Source organism: Paenibacillus sp. CECT 9249 (assembly GCF_918697855.1).
In the GTDB taxonomy this organism is placed as follows: domain Bacteria; phylum Bacillota; class Bacilli; order Paenibacillales; family Paenibacillaceae; genus MSJ-34.
The window spans coordinates 21,342-39,353 of record NZ_CAKKLI010000015.1; the positions used below are offsets into that span (position 1 = coordinate 21,342).

The 18,012-nt window shown below is 53.7% G+C and carries 12 protein-coding genes; 5 read left to right on the plus strand and 7 right to left on the minus strand.

Features of this window, described 5'->3' with window-relative positions; translation table 11 throughout:
* Positions 1 to 465: 465 nt before the first annotated feature.
* The gene (locus tag LQ229_RS13110; RefSeq protein WP_230191959.1) at positions 466 to 2,001 is read left to right on the plus strand and encodes an ABC-F family ATP-binding cassette domain-containing protein; all 1,536 of its coding nucleotides are present in this window, start codon (positions 466 to 468) and stop codon (positions 1,999 to 2,001) included.
* 9 nt (positions 2,002 to 2,010) lie between these two features.
* Here the strand turns inward: LQ229_RS13110 and LQ229_RS13115 are convergent, their stop codons facing one another.
* Complete coding sequence (locus LQ229_RS13115) at positions 2,011 to 2,571, minus strand: DUF1273 domain-containing protein (RefSeq protein WP_230191960.1); 561 nt, start codon at positions 2,569 to 2,571, stop codon at positions 2,011 to 2,013.
* Between the two features lie 173 nt (positions 2,572 to 2,744).
* Between LQ229_RS13115 and LQ229_RS13120 the strand changes: the two genes are divergently transcribed.
* Complete coding sequence (locus LQ229_RS13120; RefSeq protein WP_230191996.1) at positions 2,745 to 3,212, plus strand: DinB family protein; 468 nt, start codon at positions 2,745 to 2,747, stop codon at positions 3,210 to 3,212.
* Between the two features lie 120 nt (positions 3,213 to 3,332).
* Here the strand turns inward: LQ229_RS13120 and LQ229_RS13125 are convergent, their stop codons facing one another.
* The 4 genes from LQ229_RS13125 to LQ229_RS13140 form a co-directional block, all read right to left on the minus strand.
* Positions 3,333 to 4,025 carry a VOC family protein gene (locus LQ229_RS13125; protein ID WP_230191961.1) on the minus strand — a complete coding sequence of 231 codons (693 nt, stop codon included), beginning with the start codon at positions 4,023 to 4,025 and terminating at the stop codon, positions 3,333 to 3,335.
* A gap of 190 nt (positions 4,026 to 4,215) precedes the next feature.
* Positions 4,216 to 5,055: a 1,4-dihydroxy-6-naphthoate synthase gene (locus LQ229_RS13130; RefSeq protein ID WP_230191962.1), complete on the minus strand. Its 840-nt coding sequence runs from the start codon at positions 5,053 to 5,055 to the stop codon at positions 4,216 to 4,218.
* Positions 5,052 to 5,768, minus strand: a complete 717-nt coding sequence (locus tag LQ229_RS13135) for a futalosine hydrolase (RefSeq protein ID WP_230191963.1) — start codon at positions 5,766 to 5,768, stop codon at positions 5,052 to 5,054. The genes LQ229_RS13130 and LQ229_RS13135 overlap by 4 nt, the downstream gene beginning before the upstream one ends.
* A 127-nt stretch (positions 5,769 to 5,895) precedes the next feature.
* Positions 5,896 to 8,604, minus strand: a complete 2,709-nt coding sequence (locus LQ229_RS13140; RefSeq protein ID WP_230191964.1) for an S-layer homology domain-containing protein — start codon at positions 8,602 to 8,604, stop codon at positions 5,896 to 5,898.
* Between the two features lie 480 nt (positions 8,605 to 9,084).
* On the opposite strand from LQ229_RS13140, the gene LQ229_RS13145 reads away from it, so the two are divergent.
* From LQ229_RS13145 to LQ229_RS13155, 3 genes are all read left to right on the plus strand, one after another.
* Positions 9,085 to 9,237 carry a hypothetical protein gene (locus tag LQ229_RS13145; protein ID WP_230191965.1) on the plus strand — a complete coding sequence of 51 codons (153 nt, stop codon included), beginning with the start codon at positions 9,085 to 9,087 and terminating at the stop codon, positions 9,235 to 9,237.
* Between the two features lie 697 nt (positions 9,238 to 9,934).
* The gene (locus tag LQ229_RS13150) at positions 9,935 to 10,930 is read left to right on the plus strand and encodes a Gfo/Idh/MocA family oxidoreductase (RefSeq protein ID WP_230191966.1); all 996 of its coding nucleotides are present in this window, start codon (positions 9,935 to 9,937) and stop codon (positions 10,928 to 10,930) included.
* 268 nt (positions 10,931 to 11,198) lie between these two features.
* Positions 11,199 to 16,703 (plus strand): glycerophosphodiester phosphodiesterase family protein, encoded by a 5,505-nt coding sequence (locus LQ229_RS13155; RefSeq protein ID WP_230191967.1) that lies wholly within the window; start codon positions 11,199 to 11,201, stop codon positions 16,701 to 16,703.
* A 51-nt stretch (positions 16,704 to 16,754) separates the two neighbouring features.
* Here the strand turns inward: LQ229_RS13155 and LQ229_RS13160 are convergent, their stop codons facing one another.
* A complete protein-coding gene (locus LQ229_RS13160; protein ID WP_216540170.1) occupies positions 16,755 to 17,114 on the minus strand; it encodes a GIY-YIG nuclease family protein in 360 nt (119 codons plus the stop codon).
* 11 nt (positions 17,115 to 17,125) lie between these two features.
* A complete protein-coding gene (locus tag LQ229_RS13165) occupies positions 17,126 to 17,899 on the minus strand; it encodes a DUF2087 domain-containing protein (protein ID WP_216540169.1) in 774 nt (257 codons plus the stop codon).
* Positions 17,900 to 18,012: the final 113 nt, after the last annotated feature.

Below are 18,012 nucleotides of genomic sequence, written 5' to 3' on the forward strand. Positions count from 1 at the left end.
CCGTTTGCTTTCGTCGATAAGCGATCACTCGCTTCCCAAGAAGAGGATTTTTTGACGTGAAAAGGGTAGCTTCCCCATCTTTCCTTAACGAGCGGGATACCGACAAAAAGGGGAGATACGAGGAATCTTGACACGTCCCCCGAATCTGGGTATACTTCTAACAAGTATCGCAAAATTTTTCAATGAGGTGGAAAGGGAATGTTCTTTTTAACGACTGTTCTAACACGGGATTTGGCTTAAGACGGGAGAAGTCTGCCCATTTACAGGGATAAGCCAACCGAAGAACAGTAGATAAAGAACGCGATTCCTTCCATGTAATGAACCGTTATATTCAATGGGTAGGGCGTCTGTTCGCACTGCCCATTTTTTGTTATATATACAATCTTTACGCGAATTGAATATGGATCTCTTTATTCGGCTGTTCTCTCGTTTGGCTTGAATGCAAAGCGAAAAGGAGAGAACGATATGAGTATGTTAACTGTAGACAATGTGACCCATATGTTCGGGGACAAAACGATATTTCGAAATATTAGCTTTCGGCTGCTGCGCGGAGAGCATGCCGGTCTCGTCGGGAGCAACGGCGCCGGCAAATCGACTTTGCTGCGCATTTTGGCCGGAGAAACGTTGCCCGATGCCGGCAACGTCGAATGGCACCCTCATTCGAAGGTCGGCTATTTGCAACAGCATATCGAGCTGCGAGCCGGTACGACGATGAGGCAATATTTACAGAGCGCCTTTGCGCATCTGTATGAGATCGAACAAAGCATGCTGCTGGCGGCGGAGAAGATGGCGGCGGGCGAGCATGCGGAGCGATGGATCGCGCAATTCGGAGAACTGCAGAGCATGCTGGAACAAGCGGATTTTTACCGGTTGGATGCGAAAATGGAAGAGGTTGCGGCCGGACTCGGCATGATCGAGATCGGCTTGGATCGCGATGTGGCTGAATTGAGCGGCGGCCAGAGAACGAAGCTGCTGCTGGGGAAGCTCTTGTTGGAAGAACCGCATGTGTTGCTGCTTGACGAGCCGACGAACTATTTGGACGACAAGCATATCGAATGGCTGACAACGTATTTGAAGAGCTATGAACATGCCTATATGGTCGTGTCGCATGACGAAAGATTTTTGAATGAAATTACAACGGCGATCTATCACTTGGAGCATCAATCCTTGAAGCGTTATACGGGGAATTACAAGTCCTTTCTCCGTAACTACGAGCAGAGTAGACAGCAATTGCAGGAAGCGTATGAACGGCAGCAGAAAGAAATCGTACGCTTGGAAAGTTTTATTCAAAAAAACAAGGTGCGCAAAGCGAAACAAGCGAAAAGCCGGGAGAAAGCGCTGGAAAGAATCGAACGCATCGATCGCCCGACATCTGCGCCGCAGCCGCGGTTTGCGTTCCGCGTTCACGCCGCCCCCGTCAGCCGGATCGTCGAAGCGCGAAATATACGAATCGGCTATACCGAGCCGCTGTTCGGGCCGATTGACGTTCAAGTGAATCGCGGCGACAAAATTGCCGTCGTCGGCTATAACGGGATCGGGAAATCGACAATGCTCAAAACATTGCTTGGATTAATGGAGCCTTTGAGCGGGACGGTACAATTGGGGGAACGGGTAAAGCCGGCTTATTTTGCTCAGGAGGATATGGCATCCTCGGCGACGGCGCTTGAACAGATCTGGTCCTTGCGGCCCGATTTGACGCAGCGGCAAATCCGGCAAAATCTGGCCATGTCGGGGCTGACCGACAAGCATATTCGGCAACCGCTGCATTCGCTAAGCGGCGGCGAACAGGCGAAGGTTCGCTTATGCGAGCTGATGCTGACGGATAGCAACGTCCTGGTGCTGGATGAGCCGACGAATCATTTGGATGTCCGCGCCAAAGCCGCGCTCCGGCAAGCGCTCATCGATTATGAGGGTACGATACTGCTCGTCTCCCACGAGCCGGAGTTCTATGCGGATTGGGTGACCCAAGTTTGGAAAATAGAAGATTGGCGCAAGGAATAAAGCTTCGATTTATTCGCCGAATTCCCGGCTTTGCTCTTCGTCCGCGATCGCCTGGATTTCTTCCGAACCGATGCTGGGATAAATGTAACCGTCCTGCGCCTGTTTCTTCAGCGCGCGTTCCTTGACGAATTTGGGGCTGGCTTCGCCGGCCTCCTCGTCATAAACGAGCAGGATGCCGTCCGTCTTGCGAAACAGCAATTCATCGCGGGCGGCAAACTGCCATTTGCCGCTGTATGGCCCGTTGCTTACCGATCCGTAATAATCGACCTGTTGGACGATTTGCTCGAAATAAGACTTTTTCTCTTCGCTCCATCGTTCTTCCGGCTGGTTGTAGGCCGTAATGATCGAGCATTTCAATTGCGGATATTGCTTCTTAAGCGCAATCGCCGCCTCGCATGCCCATAAATCCACCCCATATTGGCCCGGAGTAATGACCCATTCCAATCCTTCTTCCAGAAGCGGAATCAGTCTGGTCGCAATGGCTTGGCGAATATATGAGATGCCTTTATGTTTAAGTCCGTAAATGCCGAGCTCATGAGCGCGGTATCCGGTGACGAGTAGATTTTTCAACTTAAAGCTCCTTTATATTCAATATCGTAGTCGTTATTATATCGAATTTGCCGGTGGAACGTCCATTGACAGACTGTGTCGCCGTCTTACGCTCGCCGGTTTATGGAGCGGATTGACGCTTCACAAAATGCGTGACTTGACGTTATGATGGAATAAAAAACGGAGGGATCGTTATTCTATTATTTTTTCGGTATAATTGGCAAGTTCGGGAAGAATGGTACCGGTGGTGCGAGGACGTCCCGGAGGATGAACTGCTTCGCGTCCGCACAGGCGGGGTAGGGGGCATTTTGCATACCCTCTTCCATATCGTCGATGTGGAGTGGAGTTGGGTTCGCGTTTTGCAAGGGAAAGACGATTTTCAGGAAAATTTCGACGAATATCGGAGCCTGGAACGGGTCCGCCAATTGGAGACGGCATTCCGGCCGGAAGTGGAGCAATTCCTGGCCTCTTGGGACGAGAGCATGGAGCAAAGGCTATTTCACGATCGGAGAGCGGACGGAAGCGAGGCAACCTACCGTTGGGGGGAAGTCATGCGCCATATCATTGCCCATGAAATCCACCATATCGGGCAATTGTCGGTATGGTCGCGGGAAATCGGGAAGAAGCCGGTTTCGGCAAACTTTATTGGGAAAGGGTTGTAGCTGCAATAATGCGGTAAGGTGCTTTCCTATACATATTTTGCATCGTTAAGGCCCCTTTACAGGCGTGTAATTCGCTTGCAGAGGGGCCTTCTGGGATTCTTCGACGGGGCGGTGTACGCTCTACGATTCGTTGATCAGTTCGTAGCGGCCTTCCTGAAGTTGAAGCGAACCGGACTTGCCGCTTTGCACGGCGATTTTGGCGGCTGCAACGACCGGCATCTTTCCTTCCGGAAACCAGGGCCTTTGTTTATCGACGACGATGAATAGTCCTTCGGCATCGCCGATCGCGGCGAATTGTTTCCCGTCGCCCTTCCAAAGCTCGAGGGCGAATGTATCGGTTATCGTACCGAGCGCCTCGGAGACTTGGTCGACGGGCAGGCCGATTTCACTAATTCGAAGCAGATGTTTCGCTTCGAAAGGTTCGTCCGCGGCATTATGAAACGTATGATGAGCAATGAATTCGATGATGTTGCCGTTCGGATCGTCGAAATAAACGGAGGTCGCATTCCAAGATTGGAAGTGAAATTCGTCATGGCCTTGCTCGTCTTTCAGCAAATCGATTCCCCGCTCTCTGAGCCATTGCTTCGCCTCCGCAAGCTTATTGGTCGGAACGGTAAAAGCAAGATGATAATAAGGGTTCTCCGCACCGGCATCGGCATCCGCATGCTCCTGAAACGTCAGAACCGATTCTCCAATCCGGATCGTAAAGGAAGTTTGGCGATCTGCATTGGCAGGCAGCCCCAGGCGCTCGCAGTAAAAGGTTTTCATCGCATCCAGGCAAAACGTTTGAATCGTAATTTCCTTTAATTTCATGCTCATTCCTCCATTCTTGAATTGGCGAACCGACTTGCGAATTCGTCACTTCGTTATTTTACATACATTATATACATAAATGTTTAAAAACTCAAACGATTAACCAACCGAATGGCGGAATAAACAAAGGCCCGTGGATTACCACGAGCCTAATACTCTAGTGTTGCATGTGATGCGCCGGTATCGGACGTTATCGCAATAACGCCAAATCGACTTCGGGCACAAGCCCTTCTTGCGCGGCTCTGCCGAGCAAGGCGGCGACCGCGGCATAGCCGTCATCGCCCAAATCGGCCGTAAATTCGTTCACATACAGGCCGATATGAGCTTGCGCCACCTCATGGGACATCTCCTGAGCGTGGCTTAATACGTATTCGCGCGACGCTTCCGGATGCGCCCATGCGTATTCGACCGAAGCGCGGGTCCAGCCGGCGATCGCTTGCAAATCGAGCGAGCGGCGGGCAACGATCGCGCCGAGAGGAATCGGCAATCCGGTGTCGCTTTCCCACCAATTGCCCAAGTCGGTCAGCATGGAAAGCCCATATGTCGGATAGGTGAAGCGCGCTTCATGGATGACCAGTCCGGCGTCGATCGCGCCGTCGCGAACCGCCGGCATAATTTCGTGGAACGGCATGACGACAATGTTGCCGACTCCGCCGGGCACGTTCTGCGCCGCCCATAGGCGGAACAGCAAGTAAGCGGTCGACCGTTCGCTCGGAACGGCGACGCTGCGGCCGGACAATACGGAGGGTTCCTGGGCGTCTGCGGCGCTGTTCTTGGTCAGCACCAGCGGCCCGCAGCCCCGCCCCAAAGCTCCGCCGCACGGCAGCAGCGCGTACTCGGACAGCACCCACGGCAAAGCCGCATAGGAGATCTTCAGCGCTTCCGGCCCGTTGCCGCTTGCGGCCAGGCCGTTCGTAATATCGATATCGGCGTAAGTAACGTCAAGATTGGGCGCGCCGGGGATGAGCCCGTGCACCCATGCGTGAAATACGAATGTATCGTTCGGACAAGGGGAAAAAGCAATATTCATGATGATAACACCTCCGGTAAAATAGAGCTTGCCGCTTCGAGCGCATTTAGCGCTTCTTTGATGCGCCAGGCCGAACGGTCGCGAGGTCCGACCGCATTGGAGACGGCGCGTAGCTCCAATATGGGGAGACCGAATTCGAGGGCCGCGGCGGCTACGCCATATCCCTCCATCGCTTCGGCTGTCGCGCCGGGGACGCGCGCCGCAAGTTCCGCGGCCGTTGCCGCGGTACCCGTCGTTGTCGAGACCGTAAGAATCGGTCCGCTTCTTACGGGAAGCCCGGCTTGCTGCAACGAGGCGACGATGCGGCCCGCCAGGCCGTCATCGACGGGAAGGCGCGCCGAGCCGAATCCAAGCTCGTCCACGCTTAAGAATCTTTCCGGCGACTCCGCGCCCAAATCGGCGGCAATGATGAGGCTGGCCAACACGATGTCGCCGATCTTCGCTTGGCCGGCATAGCCGCCCGCGATCCCGGCGTTGACGACCAAGCCGTAACCGGGCTTTCCGTCCTCGCCGGCGGATGCGCCGAGCGCCTTCGCCGTTCTTGCCGCGGCGACGGCCGCCCCTACGCCGGATAATAGGACGTCGAACCTGCCGTCGCCTTGGAGTCCGCGCATTACCGCTGCTCTCTCGGCTTCGACCGAGGTCATTATAAGGATGCGCCCTTCCTTTTCACGCTGCGCGAACGATGTTGATATATTTGGACTAGAACTCATGAGTGAAAACTCCTTTATCGTTTTGAAGCTCGGTGTTCACCCAAAATAATACCATAAATTCAAGGGCCCCCGAAAGAGAAGAAGACTCCCCGGCGGAGGAGCCTTTCATCAGACGATACACGGATTGCTAGTTCTCATGCTTTCTCAACATCGCTAGAATCAATGATACGGCTTCCGCTCTGGTGGTGTCCGCTTGTGGCGCGAAAAGGCCGTTTTCTCTGCCATGGATCAGACCTGCTTCGTGAGCCGCCGCCGCATACGGACCGGCCCACGCCGGAATCAGATCGGCATCGGCATAGGGCAGCGCTGTTTTCGATTCGGCCTTGAGGCCTAACGAACGCACGATCATGACGGCCGCTTCCGTGCGGGCAATCTTGCGGGCCGGACGGAAGGTGTTGTCCTCATACCCGATAACGATGCCCGCTTCTACCGCTTGCCGTACGAAAGGCAACGCCCATGCGGGAATTCGGTCGCGGTCGGCGAACGTTAAGCCGCTGTCTTCTACCTTCCATTGCAGCGCGCGTGCCAACATCGCCGTAAATTCGCTGCGCGTCACCAGACCGTTCGGCCGGAACCTGCCGTCTTCATATCCGTTGACAATTCCGAGGTTTACGGCTTCCCGGATCGACGCTTGCGCCCAATGCCCGGCAATATCCGTCAGTTCTATGTCGGATGAGCCGCTTTGTTGTCCGGCCGTACTGCCATGATCCCGGGGATTGCCGCCTTGATTTGCATGATTGTCCGGATTTTCCCCGTTATCTCCGCCTGACTTGCCGTCATCCGCTTTGCCGCCTCCGGACGAACCTCCGCTAGACGAACCCCCGCCGGAGTTCCCGTTACCTTCTTTGAGCGACGCCAAGACGTTCTCCGCAGCAACGAGCTTCTGAAGATTGGTTACCTGCGCCTTTTGTTCCGCAGTAAGTGCCGAGTAGGCGGCTCGAATGCCGGCCGCTTTGCCTTTATCCTTGATTTGCAGGTTGCCGGTATCCAGATGAGCGATGCGGATGTCGATCGCTTTTGGCTCGAGATTGATAAGATTTGCAAGATAGCTTTCATTCAATAATGCGCGCTGTGCCTCGGTAAGGGAGTTCACTACTTCGCGCAGACGCGCTACATACATGGCATCCGTCAGGGTCGCCCCATTGGCGGCAAAACGTTTGCCCACCATATTGCTGCCCGTGCTTCTCAGGTATCCCACCAAGGTGTTGACCGCGTCGGCGGCTTCTTGGTCCGACTTGAACAATGCCGGGAAGGTCAGCGGATCTTTGACGGTAAAGTCTACCCAAGTAATGCCGGCTTTTTGCCGGGTTGCTTCGGCCAATCGCTCGCTCAGACTTTTGATAACCGGTTTGTCCAGCGGATAGTACCACATAGCGTCCTTACGGTAACCGATCTGGTACAACACATCATTGGGGTAGAAAAAATCGGCAAACACCTTAAATTCGGGAATGAATCCCATCGTATCGTCATACATCCCCGGCACTTCTCCGTCGATGCTGCCGATGCTCTGGCTGTCGTTGACGAACAGAATATCGCTGCGGTATGTCGGCGGCAGCCAGCGTATGTTGTAATGTTTCAAAAACATACGATAGGTAGGATGAATCGACTTCAAATGTTCGTCCCAATCCTTCGCTAACGCGTCGGTAATCGGCAATCCTGCATCCTCGGAGACGCCGTAATACCACTCGACGTCAACGCCAAAACCAATGACGCTCTCGTGATGCCCATATTTGGCGAAAATCAAGTCCATCAACGTTTTCATGTCCGCAAAGCCGGATTCGACTTGCAGGAACACCTTGATGCCGTGTTCGTCGAAGTAATTCAAATACTCTTCGTGAGACAGATGGCCTTCCTTGGCAGGCGGAGCGAAGCTTATATTAAGGGCGGAGTAATCGACGCCGTCATTGGGCTGTTCAAACTCGAGTTTCGTGCCGCCGATCCCCGCATCTTCGTCCAATCTGCCGATAATCCAGATATAAGTCGGCTGCGCGCCGGGGAAGTAACCGGCCATCTGATCGGTAATATGCTGCCAGTCGGCGGTTCCCAGCCACCGGCCGCTCACGCCGTAATCGGAGGAGCGCGTGCCGGCATAGACGATATTGTCCGGCGCTTTATGCGGCAGCGGTTTGCCTTCCCAGGCGGCAATCTTGTTCTCCGCTTCCTTCAATAGGCCGTAATTGGTGACGACCGCTTTCTGGTCGTCGGTCAGCGCGTCGTAGGCCGCTCTGGCTTTGATCGCCGCAGGCTTGTCGGATAGCTTTAATACTTGCATCCGCTCGATAACCGCTTGCGCCTGCTTCGCTTTTTTATAGTTATCTTCTTTGACGACCCTTAACTCATCAAGCTTCGTTTGAAGCTGGTCAAGTTTGTACACGTTGGCAACAACGCTTTTTTGCTTGTCGTTCAATCCGTCGTATGTATCGGTAAGCACGCCTAGCAGGCCCTCGTCGACAGGGGAGGCGATCTCTGCGCTATCGATCCACAATTTCAAAATCCGGGCTTCTGCTTTTTCCAGCAAGTGCAAATTCGTTACTAGCTCTTTTTGCGGCGTGTTCAGTTTATTGTAGTATTGTCTCGCCAATACAACCGATTCGCGATCGGCGAGAGTCGTTACGTTCAGCGCGTCGATCATGTTCATGACTTTCTGATCGGGCCTAAGAGCCTCTTGGGATAATTCTATCTCCGCAGATTGATTCTCGGTGCTTTCCGGTTGATCTTCCGCCTGTAGCGAGGTATTGGCAACAACCGCCTGATCGCCTTGTTCGGCAAAGCCCGTTCCTGCGTAACATGTCGTTAGAAAAACAATCATTGCCATGGCAACAGCAAATCTTCGCATGATAGATCCTCGTATTAATCTGAAATCGTTCATACTGCGTTCAACTCCTTAACAATCGGAAATGTGAAAGCGCTGATCAGCCACAATAACAACATGATGCCGATCAAATAAAGCGGGAAAGAAACGGAACATTCCAGATGGTGAGTATCGTAAAGACGATTAGCGGATTCGAATGGTGAGTACCGTAAAGACGATTAGCAGATTCGAGATGTTGAGGATGAATTCTCGCAGGCTTGACAGGGATGAGGGCAATAAAAATGAGGTCAATATGTATGCAGTGCGGTTCAAATTTTAGCCCATTGACTATAGCCGCAGATCTCCTCCTTTCCGGCGAATTGGATTAAAGTTAAACCGCTTATACTTTAGGATTATACCACATTTGCCTTGCTTCATCAATTGGGGATAGGCAATAGGCGTGAGGACGACCAAGAACGGACAATGCCGTTCCGCCGAAAACCGGGGAACTGACGTTACGAATCGTTGAGATATGTCGAAACGCGTATTATTCCGGCCGGAACGTTCTGGAACGGAACGACCGCTCGCGAAGTCATTATGATGCGCCATTGGAAAATGTACAACGAGAGTGGTAGATTTGGAGCTCATACCGGGGTTCTATTGGAAAACATCCAATAGATTCGCCCATTTTTCGCCGTTTCGCCGCGTTTTCGCCTGATTCTATTGGATGAAATCCAATGAACGGCCGCATATCCACCTCCAATAGAAAAAACATTGGATAAAATCCAATGGACCTGACCGCCGGAACCGTCCAAAGCGGTCAGACCGCCATGTGATGCCATATCTGAAGCCTTGGGAGAGATCCATTGGAAAATGTACAACGAGAGTGGCAGATTTGGAGCTCATACCGGGGTTCTATTGGAAAACATCCAATAGATTCGCCCATTTTTCGCCGTTTCACGCGTTTTCGCCTGATTCTATTGGATGAAATCCAATGAACGGCCGCATATCCACCTCCAATAGAAAAAACATTGGATAAAATCCAATGGGCATGACCGCCGGAACCGTCCAAAACGGTCAGACCGCCATGTGATGCCATAGAGCGTGCTGAAGTTACGTATGATGCGAAACGCGAATGAAACGGAGTTACAATATCATCGCCCGCCAACAAATGGCTTAACAATCATCGTCCGCCAACCGATCGCCCGCCAACAAATGGCTTAACAATCATCGCCCGCCATCCGTTTGCCGGCATCGGCGCCAATCCGCCGCCAACAACCTCCCTATCATTCCGCTACTCCCAGTTCTCTTACTTGCGAAACTTGCCATATCAATTAATATAGTAGGTAGGCACATGAACAAAGGGGAGATCACTATGATACGATTTGGCATTATCGGAACGAACTGGATCACGGAAAATTTCATTCAGGCGGCGCGTCAGTCGGAGGACTTTGCTTTGACGGCGGTCTACTCCCGGACGGAAGAGAAAGCGAAGGAATTCGCGGCGAAATTCGACATCCCGCATCGGTTTACCGATGTGGAGAGCATGGCGGCAAGCTCCGAACTGGATGCCGTTTATATCGCCAGCCCGAATTCTTTGCATGCGGAGCAGGCGATTCTTTGCATGAGTCATGGCAAGCATGTTTTATGCGAGAAGCCGGCTGCATCAAATAGACATGAGTTGCAAAAAATGGTAGACGCCGCCAGAAATCATGGTGTATTATTAATGGAAGCTTTGAAATCGACGCTGCTTCCGAATTTTCAAAGCATCCGCGAACACTTGCCCAAGATCGGGCCGGTTCGCCGCTATTTTGCAAGCTATTGCCAATATTCTTCGCGCTACGACGCTTATAAGCAAGGCACGATTCTGAATGCCTTTAATCCCGCCTTCTCGAACGGCTCCTTAATGGATCTCGGCGTGTACTGCATCTATCCGCTGGTCGTGCTGTTCGGGAGTCCGAACCGGATTCAAGCGGAAGGGACGATGCTCGATTCGGGCGTGGACGGGCAAGGCGGCCTTCTCCTGGCCTACGAGGGAATGGAAGCGGCCATCATGCATTCGAAAATATCCAACTCCTATCTTCCAACCGAAATTCAAGGGGAAAACGGAACGATGATCGTCGATCGCATCAACCAATCCCGGAAAGTCGAAATTCGTTACCGCGACGGAAGCGTTGAGGATGTTACGAAACCCCAAACGAAAGAAAGCATGTATTACGAACTGCAAGAGTTTATCGATGTGCTGAAAAGCGGGCGTCTGGAATCGGCAACGAACAGTTACGCCAACTCCTTAGCGACGATGGACATTATGGACGAGGCCAGACGGCAAATCGGTCTTGTCTTCCCTGCGGATCGCGCAATTTACAAATAATTTACGCATGTTTGATGTACCCTTAACATACGATTGATAGAGTAGAATGGCAGGACCTGGCATGGACAGCCGAATATCGACGGGTGTGAGTCAAGGAGAAAGCCCTTTATGCAATGGATGCGGAGCGTGCGAGCGCTGCCCTCATCCGGCGGATGAAGGGTTTTTTATTTTCCCTGAAAATAGCCTGCAGCTTCATCGGGTTAAAGAAAGGAGGCAGTAGCAATCTGCGGTTGTCAAACTCTATGAATAGGGAAGGGATTGAGGACAAGTGAAAAGCCGTTCCAAGTATTTGGCTGTTTGGATCGTCGTATCTTTGTTGTGGGGAACGTTGGAGTCAATCTGGTTGGGTTCGCAAGCGGAGGCTGATGCCGCGGAGACGGACCGAAAAACGATGGAGGTGCGCCAAACGGCAACCCCTCCTGTCATTGACGGAAGCTTGGACGAATCGCTCTGGACGATGGACCAGCCGCTGAACGCGAGATTGGGCGAGGGAAATTTCCAGGACGCCCGATTCGGGCTGCTATGGGATTACAAATACCTTTATATCGGGGTGGAAGTGAAGGACGATACGCTCATCCATAACGGCTCGGGGTACTGGTTCGATCAAGACAACATCAACCTGTTCTTCGATCCGACGCTGCACCAGTCCGCTCCGTTCGCCGAAGACGACATGCAGTTGGGGTTCGTCTATCAACCGGGAACGACCACGCCGGAATTTCATTTCGGCGCGGCGCTGAACAATCATAGCGGCAAGGACGAGAAGAAGATTTTGCGTGCGATTCGCACCACCGGCGACGGATGGTCGTTGGAGGCGGCCGTGCCTTGGGATATGCTTCGGTTCGATCCCGCAACGGACAAGCGGTTCGGTATGGAGATCGGCGCGACGGACCGGTACGGAACGGCCTCCGCCGAGCAAAGGTCGAGCTATTGGAGCGCTTATAACGAGACTAGTTTCTGGAACAACACGGCGGGCTATGGAATGATCCATTTAATCGACGGGAATCCGGTATCGGGTCAAGTCGACCCTATCTTGCTGGAAGACAACTTCGACGGGATTCAACCGGGGGAAATCCCTTACGGCTGGTTGTCGGATACCGCTGCCGGCAGCCCTCCCTTCTCCGTCGTGCAGGATACGTACGGCAACGGCATGATGACGTTCGACGGAAATGCGGCGGGCAAGCAGAGCAGAATATTCGCGCCCGTGCAATGGGACGATTATACGATTGAAGCGGATGTGAGGTTCGAGAAGGTGCTCAACGGCGCAAGATGGGCATCGCTTATCTTCAGAGCCGCTTCGAACGGCAAGCCTCCTTACAATCAGATGGCCGTACGCCAGAACGGGGCCTACGAGATCGCGTACCGCAAACCGGACGGCGCTTGGTCGGTGCCTGTCAGCGGAACGTGGTCGCAGCCGCTTGCCTTGGGCTCGGACTACACGATGAAAGTAAGGGTCGTCGGCAACAATGTGAAGGAATATATTAAAAAACGGGACGATGAAGAATTTACGCTGTTGGTGGATCGAAGCTTAAACGCCGATTTGCTGGAAAGAGGGAAAATCGGATTTCAGGCGGATCAAAGCACCGTATCGTTCGACAATTTGAAAGTGACGAGAATTACAGCCGAGCGGCTCGATCTCGCGATGCCTGATTCGGTCGAGGCTTTGACCGGTCCGATCAGCGTCACGGGAAGCGTCTATTATTCGGACGGGCTTACCGAACCGGCGGATGCCGGCCGGATCAAGCTGTATTCTTCGGACGAGAGCGTCTTCAAAATCGTCGATGGCCGCATCTATCCGCTGAAACCGGGAACGGCGACCGTAACGGCCGTCTATTCCAATGCGTCGTCGTCGCGCCAAATCGCCGTCACTCCTTCCGCGTCCGGAGCGAAAGTGATCGCGATCAAGCATGAAGAAGGGTATGTATTGGCCCAATCCGGGGAAGCGATCGATCTGAATGCCGTCTCGTTCGAGGTGGAGAAGAGCGATTTTACGTCCGGCGTCATGCTGGGAGGCGATTTCGAATGGGCTTCGGACAGTGCCGACGTGCGGGTGGAGAACGGCGAACTCCTCGTTATGCGCAAAGGCGTGTATCCGGTTCAAGCGCGTAAGGACGATGCTTCCGTCCATCTGCTGATCGTTGCGAAAGATCCGGAAGATGCCGAGTATGTGCTCTACGAAGAGAACTTCGATCAAGTGCAGGAAGGCACGCTGCCGGAAGGCTGGACCAGAATTCAGGGCAGTACGGCCGGAGCCGCCGGCGTGAAATCCGGCGCATTCGAGATGAACGCGGCCGCCGCTCCCGACAACCCGTCAAGAGTACTGCTGCCGGCTTATTTAGGGCAATTCGGCAATTATCAAATCGAAGCGGATGTAACGCATCTGGCGGCGAACGACGCGTCCAGATGGCATTCGATCATGTATAGGGTCCAGAACGATAATTATCCCTATTACCAAATGGCCGTCCGCCAAAACGCCACCGCGGCCAACGGCGTGGAATTTGCGGAACGCACCCCTTCCAACCAATGGAACGTAATGGATCGAGGCTCGCACACCGAGCGGATCGATGCCGGCAAAATGTACCGCTATACGGTCATTGCCTACGAAAACCGGGTGCAGGAGTTTATCGACGGCCGCTTGATTGTCGATACGGATATGGCGAGCGCCTACGCGAAGGGAAGAATCGGTTTGCAGGCCGACGGCAGCAAAATGAAGGTGGATAACATTCGCGTCTCGCTGCGGCAAGATCCTTTGCCGCCGATGAAAGCCGACCGGTTCGTGCAAGTGACGGAGCCGGAAACGAAAATTTCGATGGCGCCCACGGTTGTGAAGGAGATAGGCAGCTTGAAGGAATTGTCGGACTTGAACGGCACGGTTCTGCCGGCAACCGTCGTTCTGCATGTGAACGAAGCTTTGAACGTGACCGATCCGGCCGGACGGAAGGAAATCGGCAGCCTCGAAGAGGCGCTGGACATTATTGCCGCGCGGATGATTCCGGCTTTCTACGTGAAAGACGAGCAAACCGTCGACCGGTTGACGGCCTTTCTCGACGATAACGGCTTGGAAGATGCGTTTGTGATGTCTGCGGACGGCGATCTCGTCCATCGGGCGAGAACCGCTTACCCGATCATCCGCGGCATCGTGGATTTCACCGGTTCCATCCGGGGCGAACTGAGCCGGGACGACTTGCTTGATATTCGCAGAAAGACGAATGCCAGCCTGTCGAAAATCGCGCTCTTGCCGCAAAGCGCCGCCTCCGCCGATCAGGTTGCCCATCTTCAGCAGCGCCTGATTGCCGTATGGGTGAAAGAAGACACGAGTCAGGCGAACAGCGAGCTGTCCAAACACCGCCTCATTACGGCCGGCGCGAACGGCATCGTCACCGGCTCCCCCGACACGGCCTTCGCGGCATTGCGGGTATACGCGAATCAGACGACGCTCGTTCGCAAGCCATACATTATCGGCCATCGGGGAATGCCGTCCGTAGCGCCCGAGAATACGATCGTCAGCAACAGGCTCGGGTTGGAAGCGGGCGCCGATTTTATCGAGAACGATATGTTTCTCTCCAAAGACGGCCATTTGGTCATCGTCCACGATGCGACGTTGGACGGCACGACCAACGGTACGGGGAGAGTGGAAGATTATACGCTCGCGGAATTGAAGAAGCTGAACGCCAATAAGCCGTTTCCGGAAGGATACCCGTTCGAGCCGATTCCGACCTTGGACGAACAGATCGATCTCGCTTTGGAAAAAGGAAAAATGGTGTTCGCGGAAATTAAAACGAACACGCCCGAGGCGGTCGACGCTTTTGTGAAAGTCATTCGCGAGAAAGGCGCGGAGGATGCGATCAATGCGATGTCCTTTGACGCAAACCAACTGAGACGGCTGGCCGAATTGATGCCGGAGATGCCGTCAGGCATATTGGCCGGCGGATACGCCAACGAATCCAATGTGAACAAATCGTTGCGGGAAACGTTGAAGCTGATTCAGCCGCTCAATGCGACGTTTAATACAAGCTACGGCGGGCTGGGCAAAAACTTCATGGAAGCGGCGAAACATCGCGGGATTTTGATCTCGCCTTGGACGTTCAATAATAAAGCCGATTTCATCCGTTTCTTCGAGTTGGGCGCTTGGGGCATTACGACCGATTATGCGTATTGGGCGTCGGACTGGGCGATTGCGATCAGGCCGGAGCAAGAGAAAGTGGAACTGAAAGTCAACGATAAGGTCGCCTTGTCTGCTGTCGTCGAATCCTATAAAGGAGATCGAACGACGGTCGTACCGGAAATCGTTGTCGTGGACGGCCACAATGCGATTGACACAAAGGGCGGCGAAGTGATCGCCAAGAAACCGGGAACGGCATACGCGCTGCTAAGATATACGGCTTATATCGATGGCGATCATCCGTACGACATTTATACCCAGCCGATTGCGATTCAAGTGAAAGGCCAAGGAAGCGACGGAGGCAATAACGGGGGAGGAAACGGCGGTAATAACGGCGGAAACAACGGCAATTCGGGCGGAACGGGCTCCCATCCCCAATCCGGGAACGATAAAGCTCCCGATTCCGGCACGAACGGCGGTTCCGGCGATACCGGAGCTCAACCGGCGGGAGCGATCGCAGCCAAAGACGGCAAGGTGGATGCTTCAGAGCTAAAAGAATCGCTGCAAGCCTCCCCCAACGTCGAAGTGACGTTCTCCGGAGAACGCCTGGAACTGCCTGCGGCGGGATTGCTGGAAGGAAGCCGCAAGGACGGACGCACGCTCTTCATGAAAGGCGACAACGGTTCGTATGTATTGCCGCTCTCCGTTCTGAAATGGGAAGACTTGGAGCGCCGCTTGAATGAAGAGGCGGAGCAACTAACAATCCGCCTTACGTTCGGCGTGTTGACGGGAAGCGAAGACGCCGCCGCCCGGGCCGCGGCGGAGAAAGCGGGCGGAACGCGCATCGGGGATGCGTACAAGCTGCAAGTAGAAGCGGTCAACAAAGCCGGGAAGGCGGTGCCGGTCGCTTTCGGTTCCACTTACGTATCCCGCACGATCGTCATCGACGGCATCGTAGATCCGGGCAAGGCGACGGGAGCGCTCTACGATCCGGCAACGCAGCAAATCCGATTCGTGCCGACCGTATTCGCCGTGAGCAACGGCCAAACAATAGCAACGCTGAAACATCAAGGAAACGGCATTTATATGATCGTGGAACATGACAAGAGCTTCGCGGACATGGCGCGGCATTGGGCGCGCCAAGATGTGGAAATGCTGGCCAATAAGCTTGTCGCGGAAGGCAGGGGCGGCAGCCGCTTCGACGGGGATCGCAGCATTACCCGTGCCGAATTTGCGGCGCTGCTGGTTCGCGCGCTGAGCCTGGAGCCGGACGGCGCCGCCGCAACGGACTTCCGGGACGTGGCCGCGGCCGCCTGGTACGCCGAAGACGTGAGCGCGGCCGCCGCCGCGGGCCTCGTCAACGGCTATGCGGACGGAACTTTCCGGCCCGATCAAACGATTACGCGCGAAGAATTGGCCGCAATGACGGTCCGCGCGCTATCCTACATCGGCGTCGCTGCGGAAATACCCGCGGCGCAGCAGGCCGATCTATTGGGCCGGTATAAGGACGCTGGCCGAATCGGATGGGCGAAAGCCGAGATCGCCGGAGCGATCGAAGCCGGGCTCATCCAAGGCATGGCGAATTCGGAGCTCGGCCCGGACAAGAGCGCCACGCGCGCGCAATCGGCCGTTATGCTGAAGCGTCTCTTGAGCAAAGCCGGTTTTATCAACTAAACGCGTGAACGCGAAACGCCCCCCTTGCTCTCACGACAAGGGGGGCGAATTCTACCGTTCGGCTTTCGGCTTGTTATACCCCCGTTCGCCGTACGGCTGCAATTGATCCAACCATTTCTGCTCCAATTTCTCCAACTCGTATTTCAAATCGAAATAGCCGTCTTCCTTCTTCTTCAACGTTTCCAATATTTCTATGACAAAAGACTCTTCTCCGAATTGTTTCCAGTCTTCCTGCAACGCTTTGTTCGGAAATCCGCCTGTTTTCAGCATAAATAATTTTCCGTTCAGCGTTCTCAAGTTCGGCGTGCTTTCGACCCATATTTTTTGGTTTGCCGTATTGCGAATCTGGTATACGCCGGCTTCCGTTTTCATTTCCTTGTACTGCCTCTGCAGTTCTTTTTTGCGATCCATTGTTCATGCTCCTATCTTGCAGATTCCGCTTTCAGCCAGTACTCGCTGCCGTCCGGCTTGCGGTCCATAAATCCGTATTCAATCAAATATCTGCGCAAAATCGCGTAATCGTCGTAAATTTCCTGCAATATGCCGTTCACTTCCTTCTCGGTATAGATGTGTCCGCCGGGAAAACGCGCGGCGATGTGCCGGACGACCGCCAATCTCTGTTTTTCCTTGAGCGGGAATTTCTTCAAGGGGCCGTCTTTGCCGTCCGGAAAATATTGATTCAATATTTTCTCGTTCTCGGCCCGGGTCAAATTATAACGGTCGTCGACCCATTTGGCGGTAACGTGAACGTTGACGAAAGACGGCGCATGGCTGTCCTTCTCCTTCAACAGCTCCATGACGGTGAGCAGCACTTTGGCCTGGCGTTCCTTCTCCTTTAACGCGAACCGGTGGTTGCGGATCGTTGAAGCGCTGCCGATACCGAGCTCGCGCTGGATCTCTGCGTCGTTCTTTCCTTGGTAGAATAGTTGAAGCAGACGGTTTTGATGCTCCGTCAGCCCGGTCATTTTCTTATCCAGTCCGATCAAGTGTTCGAATACCGAACCGTGCACCCGTTCTATGTGAACGCGCGCGAATTTTTCCGCTTCGTATAAAATGCCGCTCTCTCCATCCGGATATATGATTCCCTTCTCGAACGATTGGCCGCATAGCAGGCAAATATAGTACTCCCCTTCTTGAACGTAGCCTCGTTTCAATTGTTCGACAGAGGCGTTCCAAAAACGTTCAGAATTATCCAAGACAAACACATCCTTGAAACGTTTATTATATCATAGATATTATTTAATATTGTCTATTGATTGTCAAGTTCCATTTGCGACGAGAGCGTTTTGTTGCCTCAAATTGCAGGGAA